At 70.0% G+C, this 17,305-nt stretch carries 8 protein-coding genes; 3 read left to right on the top strand and 5 right to left on the bottom strand.

What is annotated here, in order from left to right:
* The first annotated feature begins 434 nt into the window (after nucleotides 1-434).
* Nucleotides 435-845: a hypothetical protein gene (locus tag ACFWV3_RS03430; RefSeq protein WP_382407730.1), complete on the top strand. Its 411-nt coding sequence runs from the start codon at nucleotides 435-437 to the stop codon at nucleotides 843-845.
* Between the two features lie 471 nt (nucleotides 846-1,316).
* Nucleotides 1,317-10,796 carry a hypothetical protein gene (locus ACFWV3_RS03425; RefSeq protein ID WP_382407728.1) on the top strand — a complete coding sequence of 3,160 codons (9,480 nt, stop codon included), beginning with the start codon at nucleotides 1,317-1,319 and terminating at the stop codon, nucleotides 10,794-10,796.
* A gap of 73 nt (nucleotides 10,797-10,869) precedes the next feature.
* Here the strand turns inward: ACFWV3_RS03425 and ACFWV3_RS03420 are convergent, their stop codons facing one another.
* Nucleotides 10,870-11,433 (bottom strand): hypothetical protein, encoded by a 564-nt coding sequence (locus ACFWV3_RS03420; RefSeq protein WP_382407726.1) that lies wholly within the window; start codon nucleotides 11,431-11,433, stop codon nucleotides 10,870-10,872.
* Between the two features lie 53 nt (nucleotides 11,434-11,486).
* Nucleotides 11,487-14,048: a trehalose-phosphatase gene (gene otsB / locus ACFWV3_RS03415; RefSeq protein WP_382407724.1), complete on the bottom strand. Its 2,562-nt coding sequence runs from the start codon at nucleotides 14,046-14,048 to the stop codon at nucleotides 11,487-11,489.
* A 341-nt stretch (nucleotides 14,049-14,389) separates the two neighbouring features.
* Here otsB and ACFWV3_RS03410 point away from each other — a divergent pair, with 341 nt between their 5' ends.
* The gene (locus tag ACFWV3_RS03410) at nucleotides 14,390-14,548 is read left to right on the top strand and encodes a hypothetical protein (RefSeq protein WP_382407722.1); all 159 of its coding nucleotides are present in this window, start codon (nucleotides 14,390-14,392) and stop codon (nucleotides 14,546-14,548) included.
* 178 nt (nucleotides 14,549-14,726) lie between these two features.
* On the opposite strand, the gene ACFWV3_RS03405 is transcribed toward ACFWV3_RS03410, so the two are convergent.
* From ACFWV3_RS03405 to ACFWV3_RS03395, 3 genes are all read right to left on the bottom strand, one after another.
* Nucleotides 14,727-15,521, bottom strand: coding sequence for a glutamate ABC transporter substrate-binding protein (locus tag ACFWV3_RS03405; protein ID WP_382407720.1), 795 nt, complete (start codon nucleotides 15,519-15,521; stop codon nucleotides 14,727-14,729).
* 255 nt (nucleotides 15,522-15,776) lie between these two features.
* A complete protein-coding gene (locus ACFWV3_RS03400) occupies nucleotides 15,777-15,965 on the bottom strand; it encodes a hypothetical protein (protein WP_382407718.1) in 189 nt (62 codons plus the stop codon).
* Between the two features lie 149 nt (nucleotides 15,966-16,114).
* Nucleotides 16,115-16,807 carry a response regulator transcription factor gene (locus tag ACFWV3_RS03395; protein WP_382407716.1) on the bottom strand — a complete coding sequence of 231 codons (693 nt, stop codon included), beginning with the start codon at nucleotides 16,805-16,807 and terminating at the stop codon, nucleotides 16,115-16,117.
* Nucleotides 16,808-17,305 lie beyond the last annotated feature (498 nt).

The raw sequence follows: 17,305 nt of genomic DNA, 5'->3' as shown, positions 1-17,305 counted from the left end.
CCTTCTTTTCCGTCTTTCCTTCTGTGGGGGGTTTCCTGGGGGCCCCACCCACCCCCCCCCCCCACCCACCCCCACCCCCGCCCCCCCCCCCCCAAACCCCCCCCCCCCGGGCCGTTCTGGAGCCGGTGCCGGGCCGGGGTTGTTCCTAAGAGGTGCTTAAAGGAGCATAACGATTCTCTGGTCCGGCATTGTCGGCCTGTCGGATCCGGGATTTCGCCGGTAACCTGGGAACCGGTCTCATCGAGGTTCCGCCGATCTCACCGGAATGCTTGAGCACGAGGCCAGAGGGCCGTGCTCCCCCGCGCCAACGAACGGGAGCACGGCCCTCTTCCAATTTCAACCCAGAAGTGCGGGTGGGCGCGAAAAAAGGTACACACGTGCGCGACAGGGAGAAGGGGATGAAGGTCCGCGGAACACGCGGATAACGTCCTTTTGTGGAAAACAGGTTCTCGGCCGACTCGGACAAACTGCCCCTCTCCGAAGTCGTTGACCACTACCGATGCTCCTTCGGCTGGGACGCCGAGATGCGCGAGGACGTGCTCGGGGTTCGTCTGGGAGGGGCGCTGGCGGCATTCGGTGTGCGCCTGGCTGATCTCCCGGAAATCGCCCGGTTCGTCGAAGGGGCGGGCGACCCGTTCGTGGCGTTGCGGCTGCCGGCGCGGGAATTCCTGCCGGTGATGCTTGTGTGCTGGCTGAGCCGCCCCGACATGACTCGTCGCTGGCTGCCGAACGCCGCCACGCCGCTGGCGGCCGTCTATTCTTTGCGGCACACCGCGGCGCGCCGGAACGTGCGGCGAATCGAACCGCGAGATCGCGTGCTGATGGAGCGCCAAGGCCGCGGCTGACTTCGCGTGGCCCGCCTCCGGGAGGATCCAGGGCTTCAGGCGGTGTGACGTCCTTGGTTGCTTCCGTGTGGAATCCCTTGAGGCGCAACAGGTAGTCCGTGGAAACCAGGTCCGCTCGGCTGCATGATTCCGCCCTGTTGACCTGCTGTCCACCCGGCGGACACATCGGCATTCACTTTTGTGCCCTATCGGCCCCAGTGCCTTGTTCAACCGCCTCACCCTCTTGAGGATTAACCATGATGTAACAAACCTCGTGGAGGTAGCCGGTGCTCCATCTCTGCTTCAGGCGAGGCGGCCGTTCGCGGGCACTGTCCGCCTGCGCGGCGGAGCACGGCGCTGGTCTCCAGGGCGGATGCGCGCAGAACGTCCGGCAGCCTCGCAGCGGCCATTGGTGACCTGGCGGCCACCGCGAGGAAGTGCCCTCACGACGGGGTGAGGAGCGCGAACGTGGGCTGAGCGCCGGAGGCCTCGATGCACGTCAGGTTCGATCCCGCGTTCGACTGGTTCTGGGTGATCATCGCCGGCTCGAAGGCTCCACGGGTCGACGTCGAGGCCGCGCGAGCGCTCGCGGACCGGTGGGACAGCACCGGCGCGACGCTCGAGTCCATGGCGGCGGATCTGCAGACGATGGCCATGGCCGTCGAGCGGAGCGTGGGGGGCGTCGCGGGCCGGACGTTCCGGGAGAACACGCAGGAACTCCTGAAGGTCATGCCCACCCTGGTCGGGGTCACCGGGCAGCAGTCGGCGGCGCTGCGCAACCTCGCGCTCAGCGTGGAGCAGACCAACTACTCCATGCTGATCGAGATCATCTCCTACGCCTGGAGCATTCTCGTCGCGCTGTCCAACCCGTTCACCGCTCCGTGGGTGGGCGGGCTCTTCACGTCGGCGCGCATCGCCATCACCCGCCTCGCCGAACGACTGCACTGGACTGTGACGCTCATCAGAAAAGGACTCCAGGAAGGTGTCGACGAGCTGGCGCAGGGCGCCGCGGTCCAGCTCCTCCAGTTCGCCGAGGGAAACCGGCACTCGTGGGACGGGACCAGCTCCCTGATCGATTTCACCGCGGGCACCGGCGCGGGCACCTGGGTCGCAGCCGGGCACATGCTCGCGAAGAAGTACACGCCGCACTTCGCGTCGACCTTCGTGTTCCACGGCCTCAACCAGGGCGTCGCCGAGGGCGTCGTCGACGTCGCCGCTGTGGGCATCCTCGGCGGCGGCTACGGCGACGCCTGGACGGGCGCTGTCGGCGGTGCCTTCACCGGGGCGAGCGGCAAGCTCGCCCACGACGCCGGAATCCAGCTGCACGGCCTCGTGGGCAGCCTGCTCTACAAGGGCCCTGGCCAGTCCGGTGCAGACGGCTTGGGGGAACCAACGTTCGGCAAGGACGAAGAAGGGGGCGGCGGCGGTTCCCAGCCGTTCCCCCGTACGCCGCCGGACGACGGGTTTCCGCGGTCCTCGTCCGCTGCCGTCCTCCCGCCACCCGAGCGGGGTACCGGTGACAGCGGAGCGGTGCGGCCGGACGGGCAGCGGCGTGGCGGCGCCCTTCCCGGCCCACCGGGCGGCGACGCGTCCGTCCCGCCGGCGAGGGGTGCCGCGGGGACCGGGACGGGGGAGAGGCCGCCGGAGGAGTCGACAGTCGGTGTGCAGGGCGGCGGCGTGCTGGGCGGCGGCGTGCTGGGCGGTGGTGTGCTGGGCGGCGGCGTGCTGGGTGGTGGTGTGCAAGACGGTGCTGTGCTGGGCGGCGGCGTGCTGGGTGGTGGTGTGCAAGACGGTGCTGTGCAGGGCGGCGGCGTGCTGGGTGGTGGTGTGCAAGACGGTGCTGTGCAGGGCGGCGGCGTGCTGGGCGGTGCTGTGCTGGGCGGTGCTGTGCAGGGCGGTGCTGTGCAGGGCGGTGGTGTGCCGGGTGGTGGTGTGCAAGACGGTGCTGTGCAGGGCGGTGGTGTGCCGGGCGGTGGTGTGCAGGACGGTGGTGTGCCGAATGGGGATGTGCTGAATGGAGGCGTGCAGGACGGCGGCGTTCCAGGTGGCGGTGTGCGGGCGATCGACGGGCAGCGTTCCGATCTGTCCGAGGGTGGCGAACAGGCCCAGCACGGGTTGACGCCGGACGCGTCGCGGGTGGGCGGCTGGCGGGGAAGTGACCTGGACACCGTCACCGCACCGGTCGAGGGCCCGATTCCGCCGGACACCGCCGACCAGGAAGGCCTTGCGCCGCAGAAACCAGATGTCGGCACGGAGCAGGATCCCGGGCAACGGGTGGTGCCCGCCACCACCTCCGCGTCCTCCACCGGCCTGTCCGGCCAGGTGGACACGTGGTCCGCCGACTCGTCGCGGGGGTTCGACCTCGACTGGTCCTCCGACTCCTCGTCGTCCACCGCGTCGGAGCCGCCGTCGCCCGCGCTGACCGAGCTGACAGCGCCGTCCTCTCTCGGCTCTCCCGCGCTCGAGCCGATGTCGCTGGACGAGGTGGACGAGCTGAACGAGCAGGACGAGCAGGGGCTCGCCGGGCTGGCCCCGGGGAAGGCGGAGCCTGCCAAGCCCGCGAGCGGTCACGTCCCCGGCTCACCCGACCTCACCGCCGGCCCCACCTCCACCAGGAGGGAACCGGCGGGCAAGGACTCCCCCTCGCACGACCGGGCCGACGACGGCGGCATCCCGGCCTTCCTGCTCGGTGACGCCGTTCTCGAACCGGTGGGCATGACGGACATCGCCGTGCACCGCGTGTCGGTCGAGATGCCCGCGATCGACCTTCCGCCCGTCCCAGCGGAGAGCAAGCCCTTGCGGGTCCCGGCGGAGGGCACGCACGGCACACGGGAGCAGGTGGCCGTGCCCGCTCCTGCTGCCATGAACGAGGCCGGCGAGTCCGTGCCGGACCGGGCCCCGATGGAGGACGTCCTGCGGGGGACGTCGGTGCTGGTCGACGAGCACGGACCCGCCGTGATCTCGTTTCCCGTCACCCGTCGCGGCGGCACGGGCATCAGCGCGGAGACGCTGGCCCGCAACGTGAGCAAGCTCGGTCCCGGCGACGTCGCCGTCACGGCGTCGGTGCGCGGCGACGGCCGGATCATGTTCGGCGACCGGGAGATCCCGCTGCTCACCTTCGCCGAGGTGATCAGGGACCGGGCCGACGGCAAGCGGGTGGTGCTCACGATGCCCGGGGGGAGCGGCATCCTGCCGGGGCTGCGGGAGCTGCTCGGAGGCGACGTCGTCGTCGTGCCCCGCGGGCACGAGGTCGAGCCCGAACCGGTCGACTTCGACGTCTCGATCCCTTCCGTGCCGTCCGCCTCCACCGCCGCCCCCTCGCTGACGAGCCAGACGGGATCCATGCCGTCCGGCTCGGTGCTGGTCCCGGGCTCGTCGGACGGTGCGAACCCGGCGTCCGCGGAGACGTCGTCCTTCCCGACGTGGCCCGGCGACCCGACGACGTCCGGTACCGGGACGACGGTGCCGGGCGCGGTCGACCCGGCGATCATCTCCATCGGTGTGCCGAGGGCCGGACTCCCCGCCATGGCCGAGCTGATCTCCGCCCTGCGCGGCCTCGTGACCGGTCCGGTCACCGAGGCGACGTGGCACGGCCTGCACCAGTACCTGCTCAGCAACTACCGCTACACCGCCCGCGCCGCGGGATCGCCGGACCTGACCGGGGTGCCGGTGCAGATCGGCGGCCAGGAGGTGCTGATCTCGCTGGAGCTGGAGTACGGCGGCAAGGTGGAGCGGCCGGCCGGGGCGCACGCCGTCCCCGAGGAGGCGGCCGAGGGCACCGGCAACTTCAAGGCCGTCGGTTCGATCAACAGCGTCTTCCGCCTGGGCTCGCACGAGCAGAAGCACACCGGCACACTCGGCTCGACCAGGGCGAGCCTGAACGCGGAGTTCGGCTTCGGCCTGGCCGCGGGTCCGTTGCAGCTGCTCGCGATCGGAGCGGGCTTCAGCGTCGCGCTGAACCAGCAGAACCGGTCGACCAACCGGATCATCGACGCCGAGGGCGGCCACGTCGAGGACAACCGCACCAGCCACACCATGCTTCACTACAACACCCGCTGGGTGGTGCGGTCGCGGGACGCGCTCACCACTCCCTGGTCGAGCATCATGCCCACCAGCGTTCCGGTGCGCGGCGACGACGACGGCCGGGGAAAGCTGCTGCTCTGGGTGCCCGACCACTACCTGGCCAAGCCGTCCCGCCAGTTCGTCGCGACGAACCTGCCGGAGGGCAAGGAAGGCAGGATTCCCGACTACTACTTCGCGTCCGGGCTCACCAACCTCCCGATGCTCTACGACCTGGGACTCGCGGAGCTCGCCAAGAACGGTGTCGACCCGAGGATCACGGACATGATCCGCGGCGAGCTGGCGCAGAAGCTGTGGAACCTGGACGCCAACCTCGACCACGCCGTCAACAACCCCCGCGGCTACGCCTTCGACCTCCACGACGACCACGGCAGGCCGATCGTGTCGGCGTCCGTCCACACCGTCGTCGACGACCAGGTGCGGCCGGTGGGAGCCCCGAGCAGCGAGTCGCACCTGGAGAACGTCCGCACGGCCATCGACGGCACGGGCGGCAGCCACACGCTGGGCCAGTCCTACAAGCTGTCGCTGCCGTCGGTCACCGCGGGTCTGCGCGGCCTCGCCGGCATCGAGGGCGGCCTCAACATCAACTTCACGCTGGCGCTGACCAAGTCCCGCAGCGACGGGATCGGCACCGCGCAGAACGGTCTGTGGGTCGTCGTTCCCCGGTTCGCCGGGTGGACCTCGGCCTACCACCGCGGGTTCCAGCACTTCATCCGGTTCACCATCCGCGGCGGCGACTACCGGGAGACACCCGTCACGCCGCTCGTGCCCAGCAAGGCGCTCATCCGCATCCCGGAGATCGCCGCCTACGACCACGGCTTCCCGGTGGACGTCGCCGCGCTGCGCGACCCCGCGGTGCTGCCGAGACAGCCGGAAGGGGCCCGCGGCCAGGCCGAGATCACCCACGCCCCGGGACTCGTCCGCAACCGCCGCACCGCGGACCCGGAACCGGACCAGAGCGTCGAGATCGCCGCGCCCGGCCACTTCGTGGAGAACGGGGCAATCGGCGCCGGGCTCGTGGAGATCGGCCAGGAGACCGTCGACGACCTGCTCGGCCTGATGGTGCCGGAACTGCGCAAGCACGGCTTCGTCTCGCAGGACAGCGACGCGATGCGCGCCCAGCGGTGGTGGCGGCACGGTGACGAGCTCGACAGCAAGGTCGACAACGAGGCCCTCCTGTACAAGATGATCTCCCGCAACGGGATCGAGTCGAACTGGGACCTGATCCACCAGGACGGCCTCACGTTCACCCTGCAGCTGCGCCGCGGCGTCGCCGGCATGACGCTGGACGTCGACTCCGTGGTGATCACCGTGACCGCGCGGCCGTCGGAGAGCCACGACGCCGAGTTCCTCGGCACCACCGACCAGTTCACCGCGACGACTCTCGCGATGGGCATGGGCGTGTACAGCTACTCGACCAGCGCGGGGAAGAAGCTCTCGCTGTCGTTGAAGCTCAAGGGACTGGCCAAGATGCTCAAGTCGGTCGGCGGTGGTGGGGGATACGTCCGCGGGTACTCGGCGAGCAACAGCGTCACCCACCTCAACAACCTGCCGGCCCTGTTCGAGTACCCCGGCGAGCTGAGCGGGTACCAGTCGGTGAGCGACTTCACCGTCGTGATGGAGTTCCAGCACTCCGGTCTGCAGGGCGACGTCCTGAAGGGCCGTCGCGACCCCGTTCCCCGCCATCTGCCCGGCCAGGCCGCCACGGCGGCCATGATCCCGTTCGACGGCGACGGAGACCTCACCGACCGGCCGGCGGCGTTCCCCCCGCAGACGATCCTCAAGCACGGGGCGGTGTTCTACCTGGACAGCACGGGCGTGCGCCCGGCACTGCGCGGCATGCTCGACTCGCTCGTCGGGCCTGCGGGCTACGCCGACCAGGAGATCAACACCTTCACCAGCAACATCGTGCTGAAGGCGTTCATCAAGGAGATCGTCAACGGGGAGTTCTCCACCGACCAGTTCTTCGAACCCGGCTGGCTGCTCAACACCCACGGGGCCGCGGACGTCCGAGGGGACATCGGCCTGACGCGGTACGTGGGATCGACCAACAGCCCCTTCGTGCTGGGCATCATCAAGCTCTCGCTGTCCGTCGCGGGCGACAGCTCCACCCGCAGCCACGGCTTCACGTGGGAGCAGGCGGGGTTCAGCCTGGGCGAGGCCGACCCGGAAGGGCTGACCGGCGGCGCGGAGGGCGGCGCGAACCGCAGCTGGACGCGGAACAGGACCAAGGGCATGTCCCGCACCGGTGCCGAGGAACTCATCCAGCTCGACTTCAACCGCGCCTACGCCTTCGAGTCGTTCATCGACCTCACCGTCACGGCCAAGGAGGAGAAGCACGCCAAGCTGTGGTCGTCGCCGGAGAACGGGCGGCAGGACACGCTCACCAGGACGATGCGGTTCGTGCTGTCGGAACCGGAGGCGCTCGACCGGCACGCGGACCGCGAGGTCTCGGTCACCCGCGACCAACTGGCCGACGCGATGACGCGCTGGGCTTCCCGCGAGCTGTCCCTGAGCGGCAACGTCGTGGCGGGCGTGCTGTCGCGCTGGGCCGGCGAGGACGCGGTGAACGGCCTGGCCCCCGACCCGCGGGTGCGGCAGTGGGCGCAAACCCTGGCGGAAGTGCACCGCGAGGGTGGACTCGGCACGATCTCCAACGAGGAACGGCGCACCGCGTTCCGGACGGCGTTCGGGATCGACCCGGACCGCGGGACAGCCCCGTTCAGCGAGCTCACGCTGCCCGAGTACATGTCCCGACCCGGTACCCAGAAGAACTTCCTCGGCCACAGCGGTGTCGACGACGTGCAGTACCGCGACCCGGTCACGGATGCCACGACGACGCTGTTCAAGGAGGTCAAGGCTCTCGTCGACCAGCAGGCGCCCGGCCTGCTGAGCGGCAGCACGGAACTGTGGGTCGGCGGCGGCCGGCAGATCGGCAGGCTCCAGGGCGGAACCACGAGCCTGCAGGCCATCCTGGCCGGCGGTCGCGACCACTCGCTGTGGGGCGACCTGCTGTCCGGCAACGGCGTCACGCTCTACCTCGTCAACCCGGTCAACTGGGTCCTGTCCGAGATGGTCGAGATCAACCTCTTGGGCACGCTGACGTCGCTGCCCGAGATCATCGACCAGAAGCAGCGGACCGGCATCGAGAAGTACATCCACGCCTACAGCGCGCAGAACTCCGGCAGGTCGCGCGACGGAGCGCAGAGCTTCGGGATCAAGGGCGGGCCGGCTGACGACGGCAAGGGTGGCGGGACGGCCGCGTTCGGCACCGGAGAGGGCCACCACCGGGGCACGACGCGCTCCGAGACCATGATCGCCGAGCAGACCGTGTACGACTGGTTCGACCACTTCCTGGCCCGGTTCCTCCAAGAGGTGCGGATCAGCGTGCGCAAGCTGGACATGAACGGCATGTCCGTCAACAACTTCCTGCTCCACCACGGCCCCGGCGCGTCTCTCCGTCCTGACCACCCCGACGCCGCTCTCGTGAAGAGCGTGCCGGGCACGCTCGACCTCCAGGTGCCCCGCTCGATCGCCGAGAGCAGGCGGATCATCGGCCCGAGCCGGCCGGCGTTCCTCAAGGTGCACCCGCTGCTCGGCGACACCGCTGTCGTCGGCGCCCTGCTCGACGACATCGTGCCCGCCCAGCGCGCCGTGATGCGCACGATGTTCGGCGCCACAGGGGACACGACGAACGCGCACGTCTCCCTGAACCCGAGCGTCCTGCTGTCCCGCACCCACATCAACGCGCACCTGCACGAGGCAGTCGGCGGCAGGCGTTACCAGATCGCCGAGAACCTGATCGTGCCCGGCAGGCCCGGTGAACGGGCGAGCCTGTGGCTCGTCGGCGACCTGTACGACGCCGAGGCGATCTCGGAGTTCACCGGCGCGGGTGCGGGCCGGTACTCGAAGTCCCTGGAAAGCACGTCGTCCAGCTCGTCGGCCGACCACTGGAGGGGAAGCGCCGAGCTCGGCGGTGGCGGCGGCGTCCCGATCGACCCCGCGGCGGCGCACAAGTTCACCGCGGACTCGGCGCAGAACCGCTCCTCACCCGCAGGGCAGGGGCTCGCCGACAACGTCAACTTCCGCCGCGAACAGCACGTGAAGCAGCTCGCCGAGAAGCCGGCTGCTCCCGGGAAGCAGCGGCTGGAAACGATCTCGGAGGACGCCGAGCTCGAGCTTCCAGGCGGCGACACCGGCCGCGCGCCGATGTCGGAGAAGGCACGCGGCAAGCAGAAGGTCCTCACCGGCAAGACCGCGCCGGTCACGAACGGTGCCCCGGCCACCGTGCCCGGCAGGGAGGAGTCGATGGTGCTGACGCGGTTCCGCGGACGGTTCCGCATCGTCGCCGAGAGCCACGCCCACCACCTGGGCAAGTCCACTCCGACGCTCACCGGCCGGTTCACCAGCGAAGCGGTGACCGGCGACGTCTTCGCGCACATCTTCCGCTCCGAGCTGGAGGAGGTGATCGCGCAGGCGGCGCCGGCCGACCGTGCTGTTCTTCGGCCGTCGACGTTCCTGCGGACCCTGCCCACCGCGAAGACGTCCGCGGTCGCCGCCGTCGCGAAGGGCATGGCCGCCACGGCGGCCGAGCTGCACCGGCTGGGCCACCGCCCGACCTTCCTGGTGGTGAGCCACGGCGACCAGGACGTCGCGAACGCGGCCGGCCGCACGCTCGCCAAGCACCTGCGCCGCCGCTTCGGCCGGCGGCATCCCGACGTCACCCTGTCCGACGTGGACATCCGCGTCCGGCACGGTGCCAGGTCCGACGCGGGCGCCGTGTCGATCCTGCTCGGTTCCCAGGACGAGGCAGGTCGTCTGAGCGACTCCCCGGAACTCGCCGCGCTGACCGATCCGCTGAACCTCACCGACGTGCTCACCGAGGCGGCCGCGGGTGGGACGGTGTTCAACGCCCACGAAGCCGTCACCGCCGAGGTGCGGGCGCAGATCAGCGGTGACCTGCCCGTCACGCTGGAGCTCGACCGCGACGCCGTCGCCCGCTCCGTGCTGCCCGCCGCACTGCGGTGGGCAGCGGACAGGGTGCGGGCGTCCCTGCCGGCGGACACGAGGCCGCACCACCCCGACCTCGTCATCGCGGGCGACTACGAGACGCTCGCCGCCGTGCCGGAGGTCATCACCGACCCCATCACGCTGTTCGAGGACGCTGTCCAGCACGTCACCGCGCTGGACAGCGTGCTGGGGCCGCGGCGACCGCCCGTCCAGCTGCCGTCACAGGCCGCCTTCCTGGCACTCGACGCGCCGTCGCTCGCGAGCGAGGTGGCGTTCGCTCTCGACGCACCCGTGCGGATCGTCGAGGTCGCCCTGGACGGCACGAGGTCGACCTGGCGCGCCACCCCGGACGGCCACCTGACGCAGGAACCCCGGCTGGGACCGCCCGGGTACGCCGAGTCGGCGGCCACGATGCCCACCGTGCTGCGGTGGGCGGCGCTGCGGGTGCGGACGAGGGTGCCGGCGGGTGCCCGCGCCACTCACCCGGACCTCGTCCTCGCGGAGAGCTACGACGCTCTCGCCGCCGCACCGGGCTCCGTCCTGAACCCGGCGGCACGTCTCGTGGCCGTGCTTGAGCACGTCAACGACGTCGAGGAGCGCTATGGAGCCGGACGTCCGACCTGGCCGATTCCGGTGCAGGGATCGCGTGCCGACGTTCTCGAGGTGCTCCCGTCGCTGTTGACGTGGGCGTCGTGGCAGGTACGAACCCAGCTCGCACCCGGCACCCCCGCGAACGACCCGGACCGGCTCACGGTGGACAACTACGCGGCGTTCGCCGCCGATCCCGCCCGGCTCGCCGCGATCGCCAACCCGGCGTCGTTCGCCTCGATCGCGCTCACCTACGTGGCGGAGGTCCGGGCGCGACGCCGGACCGGGCGGTGAGGTGAGCACAGGGGTGCGGCACGGAGAAGCCCGCACCCACGAGCGTGAGTGCGGGCTCGGCGCCACCGCTCGGTCACCAGGCCGTTCGCGCTTCCCCAGTGGCACCTGGGAAAGGGCGGAGGGGGACTCGGCCGCGCGGTCCCGGATGCCGCGCCGGCCTGGGACACCGGGGGTCGGCGTCCACTCGCGGCGCCCCGGCGGCGAGGACGGTCGCCATCGAGGGCAGCCAGCGCCGGCCGGGGTCGAGCTCGGTGTGCCAGCGCACCACCCCGGCGTCCAGAGCGGACGGTGGTAGCGGCAGTCTGGTGAACATCGGCAGCACGCGCAGTCCGGGTGGAACCGCGTCACCCGGCAGGCGGTCACCGAGGTCGGCGAGCACCACCCAGGTCAGGCTCCTGTCACCGGGGATCACGATGGTGGGACAGGGCTCGTCCAGGTTCGCGATCCGGCGGTGCACCTGGCGCACGCGCGCCACGGACATGACCACCGCTCCGAGCGAACCGCTCAGCGTGGCGAGCACGTTCTGACCGCGGACCTCGGTGTTCCAGCCGAACGTCCGCCGGTAGTGGTCGGCCGCGGCGGTGAGGCGGTCGAGAGGGTTCTTCACCGCGGCGGGATCCGCGAGAGGGGAGTTCATCGTCACCTCACTGGAGATCGGTCCGGCTCGGCCTGCTCGACCCGCTGCCGCGCTCAGTCCGACAGGAGCTGGGCGCAGCGGATCAGGCCCAGGTGCGAGTACGCCTGCGGGTGGTTGCCCAGCGAGCGCTCGGTGACCGGGTCGTACTCCTCGGGCAGCAGGCCGGTGGGGCCCGCGGCCGCGACGATCTGGCCGAAGAGCTCCTCGGCCTCGGTGCGGCGGTCGGTGAGCAGGTAGGCCTCGATCATCCAGGCGGCGCAGAGGTGGAAGCCGCCCTCGTCGCCCGGCAGGCCGTCGTCGCGGCGGTAGCGGTACACCGTGCTGCCGGAGCGGAGCTCGGCCTCCACCGCGGTCACCGTGGCGTGGAACCGTTCGTCGCCGGGCTCGAGCAGACCGGACAGGCCGACGAACAGCGACGCGGCGTCCAGGTCGTCGCCGTCGTAGGCGGTGGTGAAGGACTGCGCCACATCACTCCAGCCGTTCTCGAGCACGTCGGTGGAGATGGTGTCGCGCAGCGGGACCCAGGACGGGTCCGGCTCGCGGTCGAACTGCTCGCCGAGCTTGATGGCGCGGTCGATGGTCAGCCAGCACATGACCTTCGAGTACACGTGGTGGCGCGGCGCGTGCCGTTCCTCCCAGATGCCGTGGTCTGGTTCGTGCCAGCGCCGGGAGACGGCCTCGGCCATCGCTTGGACCATCGTCCAGTCCGCGTCCGACAGAGAATCTCTGGCGGTGGCAAGGGAAACCACGACTTCCACGACCGGGCCGAACACGTCGAGCTGCACCTGCTGGTTCGCGAGGTTGCCCACGCGCACCGGGCGTGAACCCGCGTAGCCGGGCAGCGACTCGATGACGGCCTCAGCGCCGAGCTGGGTGCCGTGCAGCGTGTACAGCGGATGCAGGTTCTCGGGGCCGGGCACGGTGTTCAGCACGCCGTGGAGCCACGTCAGGTACCCCTCGGCCTCCGCGAACGATCCCAGCGAGACCAGCGCCGAAGCGGTCATGGCCGCGTCACGCAGCCAGCAGAAGCGGTAGTCCCAGTTGCGGACACCGCCGAGCTCCTCGGGCAGCGAGGTCGTGGCCGCCGCCATGATCGAGCCGGACGGCGCGTGCACCAGGCCGCGCAACGTCAACGCCGATCTCCGCACCAGGTCGGTCTCCACGGCGGGGAGCTCCAGACCGGCTGCCCAGTCGGACCAGTGCGCGGCCGCCCGCATGTGCCGCGATGGTTCGTCCACATCGGACTCGGTGAGGTCGTCCGTGCCGCAGCGCAGCTCCAGCAGCACCGGCGCACCCTCGCGCGGCCGCACGACGGCACGGGCCGTCTCCTGCGCGCCGTCGGAGCTGATCTCCCAGTCGACGCCGGGCGAGCGCAGCACCATCGGGTCCGACGTGCCGACGACCCGCAGACCTTCGTGCTCACGCAGCAGTCGCACCGGCACCTGACCGAACTCCGGGCGCGGCGCGAACGTGATCACCGCGTTCGTCGAGCCGGAGATCCGCCGCACCAGGTCGGTGCGGTGCGACGCCAGATCGTGCTCCAGGTAGTCCGTCACCAGCAGGCGCGACCAGCGGGTCTCCACGATCATCGTGCCCGGCAGGTAGCGCTGGCCCAGCGGCAGCGACCCGTGCTGCGGCTTGATCGAGAAGTGGCCGGCGGCCGGTCCGCCGAGCAGGTCGGCGAAGATCGCCGCCGAGTCGGGCTCGGGGTGGCACAGCCAGTTGACCTTGGCGTCCGGCGTCACCAGCGCCACCGAACGCTCGTTCGCGAGCATCGTCAGGCGCTCGATCGGCACGGCCTGGTCGCCGTGCAGCCACGCCCTGCGCTCCTCCAGCAGGAACGCGAGCGCCATCGCCACCTCGGTCGGGTCGGAGACGCGATGGCTCGCCAGGGAGTCTCCGGTGCCGACGTGGATGCCGACGTCCGGGCCGGACAGGCGCGCGAACGCCTTCTCGTCCGTCACGTCGTCGCCCAGGAAGATCGCCGCGGTGGCACCGACCTGGTGGCGCAGGACGTCGAGGGCGTTCCCCTTGTCGGTCGGCAGCACGGCGATCTCCAGCACGTACTTGCCCTCGGTGACGTGCACGCCTGCACGCGAGCACATTCCGGTGCGGAGAACTTGCAACACCTGTGCGGCAACAGATTCGTCGCAGTTCCGGTAGTGGACGGCGATGCTCGCCGGCTTCAGCTCCAAGTGGACTCCGGGTGACGCGCCCGCCACCTCGGCCGCCTCCCGGTGGAGCTGGGAGAGCGTCGCGCGCGCATCCTCGTCCAAGGCGTGCACGAAACCGATGTCGAACTCGGAACCGTGCGATCCGACCAGGTGCACCTCGGCCGGCAACCGGGACAACGTCGCGAGATCACGCAGCGCACGGCCGGAGATGACGGCCGAGGTCGTCTCGTGCAGACCCGCGAGGGAACGCAGTGCCACCACGGCTTCTGTCAGCGGGGAAGCCTTCGCGGGATCGTCCACAATGGGCGCGATCGTGCCGTCGTAGTCGCATGCCACGAGCAGATGTGGCGTGCGCGCGAGCGTGGCGAGTGCACGCCGCAACGACGAAGCCAGGCCGGTGCCCTGGCGCAGAACCGGATCCAGCGGGGTAGCAGTGGTCACGTGCGGTCCTCCCACGAAACGTCGTCGACACCATTGCAGCCGGAGAACGCTTGCAAGTTAAGGAAAGTGGGGCACGAGTGTCTGCCGGACACGGGTCTGTTGCCCGTGCTGTCATCCGTTGAGAAAACGTTAACCCTGCTTTAATGCCTGGTTGAGCCGAGACGGCGAAGAACTGGAGCCACGCGGCTCAACCGCCGGCGCTGTCCAGCGCAGGCGGAGCCGAACTGCTCGGAGGCGCACTGGGGACACTGGACGCGGAAGGCGTCAAGGTCGTAGTCGTCGGCGTCGACGTGCCGGGCGAGTCGCTGGTGACGACCGGCGCTGGTGGAACAGGAGGTGCCGTGGGCGCCGGTGCCGTCGGCTTGCGCGTCGTCGAAGGGGTCACGGGGCTCCGCGGGGCGCTGCTCGACGGAGGAGCGGAGGAGGCGACCGGTTCTGCCGAGGTGGTCTGCGACACGACGGAGGGGACGGTGATCCCCGGGACCTCCGGCAGGGCGTGAGGGGAACCGGAGCCGGGTTCGGTGCCGGGCGAGGCGCTCACGGCCACGAGCCCGAAACCGATGGGGATGAGCGCGGCGCCGGCGCAGAGCACCGCGATCGGATGGCGCCGTCCCAGCGCGCTCACCGCGGCCAGACGAGCGCTACGGCCGGCGGAGTTCTTCCTCCTCGTCGACGAGCTCATCCCTGCCCTACCACGGGCGGCGGGCTCGGCTGGAACTCCTGGTCCGGGAAGTTCCTGCCCAGTGCGGCTTTCCACGCACCCGACGAGATCATCAGCTGAATCGCCTCGTTGACGCGCCTCCTGCCCTCCTCGTCCCCCTTGCGCAGGCCGATGCCGTACCGCTCCTCGCCGAACTTGCTCCCGACGAGCCGCAGGAGCTCGGGATTCTTCGCCAGGTAGCCGGCCAGGATCAGGTCGTCGGTCGTGACCGCGTCGACCTGCGCCGCGAGCAACGCGGTCACGCACATGTCGAACTGCGGGTACTCGATCAGTTCGACCTTGCTCGCGTACTGCTGGCGCACTCGTTCGGCCGAGGTGGTGCCTTTCACGCTGCAGAGCCGCCGGGAGGCCAGGTCGCTCGGACCGTGGATCGACTTCTCCTCCTGCCGCACGAGCAGGTCCTGGGTGGCGATGTAGTAGGGGCCGGCGAACGCGACCCGTTCCTGGCGTTTGGCGGTGATGGAGTAGGCGGCGGCGATGAAGTCCACCTCGCCCCGTTCGATCGCGACCTCGCGGTCGGCGAGGGACACCTGCTTCCAGACGATCGCGTTCTCCGGCACCTTCAACTGCTGTGCGATGTATTTCGCGACGTCGACGTCGAACCCGCGCACGGTGTCGTCGGCCAGGCGCTGTCCCACGCCTGGCTGGTCGAACGTGATCCCGACGCTGAGGTGACTGTCCGCACTGTGCTCCATTATCGGGGAATGATTGACCTCGTTGCCGCAGCCGGTGATCGTGAAGACGGCAAACAACGAAAAAACTGGAAGTGCGATCGTTCTTCGTGACGCTGGCAAAATATCTCCGAACGTGAAATAAACGGTCCGTGATCGCAGTGAGATTAGATGGTGCCCTGCTGGTTTTCCAGCGGCGTCCTGGTGGTGCAGACTTCTCTGTACGAAAGTGCACGGAGGCTTCGGGAGCGTCCACCGCGAAGACGTTCAGGACATGAGTAGAATCACGTTCTGCGGCGAGGGGGTGCATAAATCGAAAAGCTCTGGTAAATGGAATCACGGGTTCGGCGCTACTGCTGGAAAGCGCCCTGCGAGCTGGTGGTCCTCGATCGCGACCTGCTCGCGGTCGAAGGGGTGCGCGGTCACGGCCTCACGCGCGTGCCGATCATTGCCACGACGTTCCGGCAGGGACGACGACCTGGTGGTGCGGGCGCTCGACTGCGGCTCCGACGACTTCGTGGTCAAGCCGTTCCCCGTCGAGCTGCTTATCGCCCGCGTGTTCGCTCGGACGCGGCTCGGGTCAGGCGCCTCTGATCCGGGTGGTGCGCGGCCGCGATCACCGGCTAGGCGGTCGTGTGCCACTGAGGAGGCGCGTGCGTGCTGTCCGGTCCCTCTCACCGGTCCGGTGCCACGAGCTTGAGCCCCACGCCGCGCACGGTGTGCAGATACCGGGGTGCCGCGGCGGTCTCGCCGAGCTTGCGCCGCAACCACGACGTGTGCACGTCCACCGTCTTGTCGGTGATCTCCGACTGGTCCCACACCTCGCGGAACAGCTCGCGCCGGGTGACGACCCTGCCCTGCCGGCCCGCCAGGTAGGCGAGGAGGTCGAACTCGCGTTTCGTCAGGGACAGCGTCGTTCCGTTCAGCTTCACCGACCGCGTGCCCAGGTCGACTTCGAGGTTCTCGCCCACCGTGAACACGTCGGGCGCGGTGGCCGCCGGACGGTCACCGGTGCGCCGCAGCACCGCGTTCACCCTCGCGGCGAGGTGCTTGCGGGAGAACGGTTTGACGATGTAGTCGTCCGCACCCGCCTCGAACGCGTCGAGGAGCGAGGACTCGGCGGAACGAGCCGTCGACACGATCACCGGTACCGAACTGAAGTTCCGCAACCGCCGCAACGCGATCACGCCGTCGAGATCCGGCAGCCCCAGGTCGAACAGGACGAGGTCCACCTCTCCGACCTCCGCCTCGTACAGCGCCGCGCCGGCGGTGGAGACCGCGCGAACGTCGTGCCCGAGATCCTGCAGGGTGTGCACCAGTGCGGACTGGACGACCGGGTCGTCCTCGACCACCAGGGTTCTCGTCATGCTGGCGAGCGTACGAGCGGTTCGCGGAAAGATGACGTTGTCAAAACCCGCATAGCGCTTCTTTGCATCTTCGGGGCTGATTCGCCGTTCAATCGGGCAGAGGAGACGACAGGGGAAAGGTTCCGTTCTCCGCGAAACCGCTCCGACCGCGGTGTCGTGTCCCGTGCGCAGCGCCCTGTGCACGATCTTCGTCGGTGTCGTTCCCCAGGTGGCCGGCCCGGGAGATCGCAATGACGACCACAACGTTCATGCCCGGTGCGAGATCCTGCCCACGGCGCGGCGCAGCCGGTAGCCGGCCGCTCACCCGTCGCCGCGCACGGGTGGTGTCGGTGGCGGGCCGGGAAACACCACTGGTGGTCCCCGGTCCCGCCTTTCATCGTCCGGCGCTCTGCGTGAACGAACTCAAGGGCACTCCCGGCTGTACGAACAGGCTCAAACGCCTGCTGCGGCTGGTGTTGAGCGGAGTCCGGGCGGCTACTGGACGGGTGACGCGCGAAG

Origin of the sequence: Lentzea sp. NPDC059081 (genome assembly GCF_042738015.1) — a bacterium.
Classification (GTDB): Bacteria; Actinomycetota; Actinomycetes; order Mycobacteriales; family Pseudonocardiaceae; genus Lentzea.
The sequence above is the reverse complement of the archived record's forward strand: the minus strand, read 5'-3'. Positions and strand labels throughout refer to the sequence as shown.

Coding starts and splice junctions, on each gene's coding strand:
- ACFWV3_RS03395 (WP_382407716.1), bottom strand. CDS start 16,807: ATGACGAGAACCCTGGTGGTCGAGGACGACCCGGTCGTCCAGTCCGCA.
- ACFWV3_RS03420 (WP_382407726.1), bottom strand. CDS start 11,433: ATGAACTCCCCTCTCGCGGATCCCGCCGCGGTGAAGAACCCTCTCGAC.
- ACFWV3_RS03425 (WP_382407728.1), top strand. CDS start 1,317: ATGCACGTCAGGTTCGATCCCGCGTTCGACTGGTTCTGGGTGATCATC.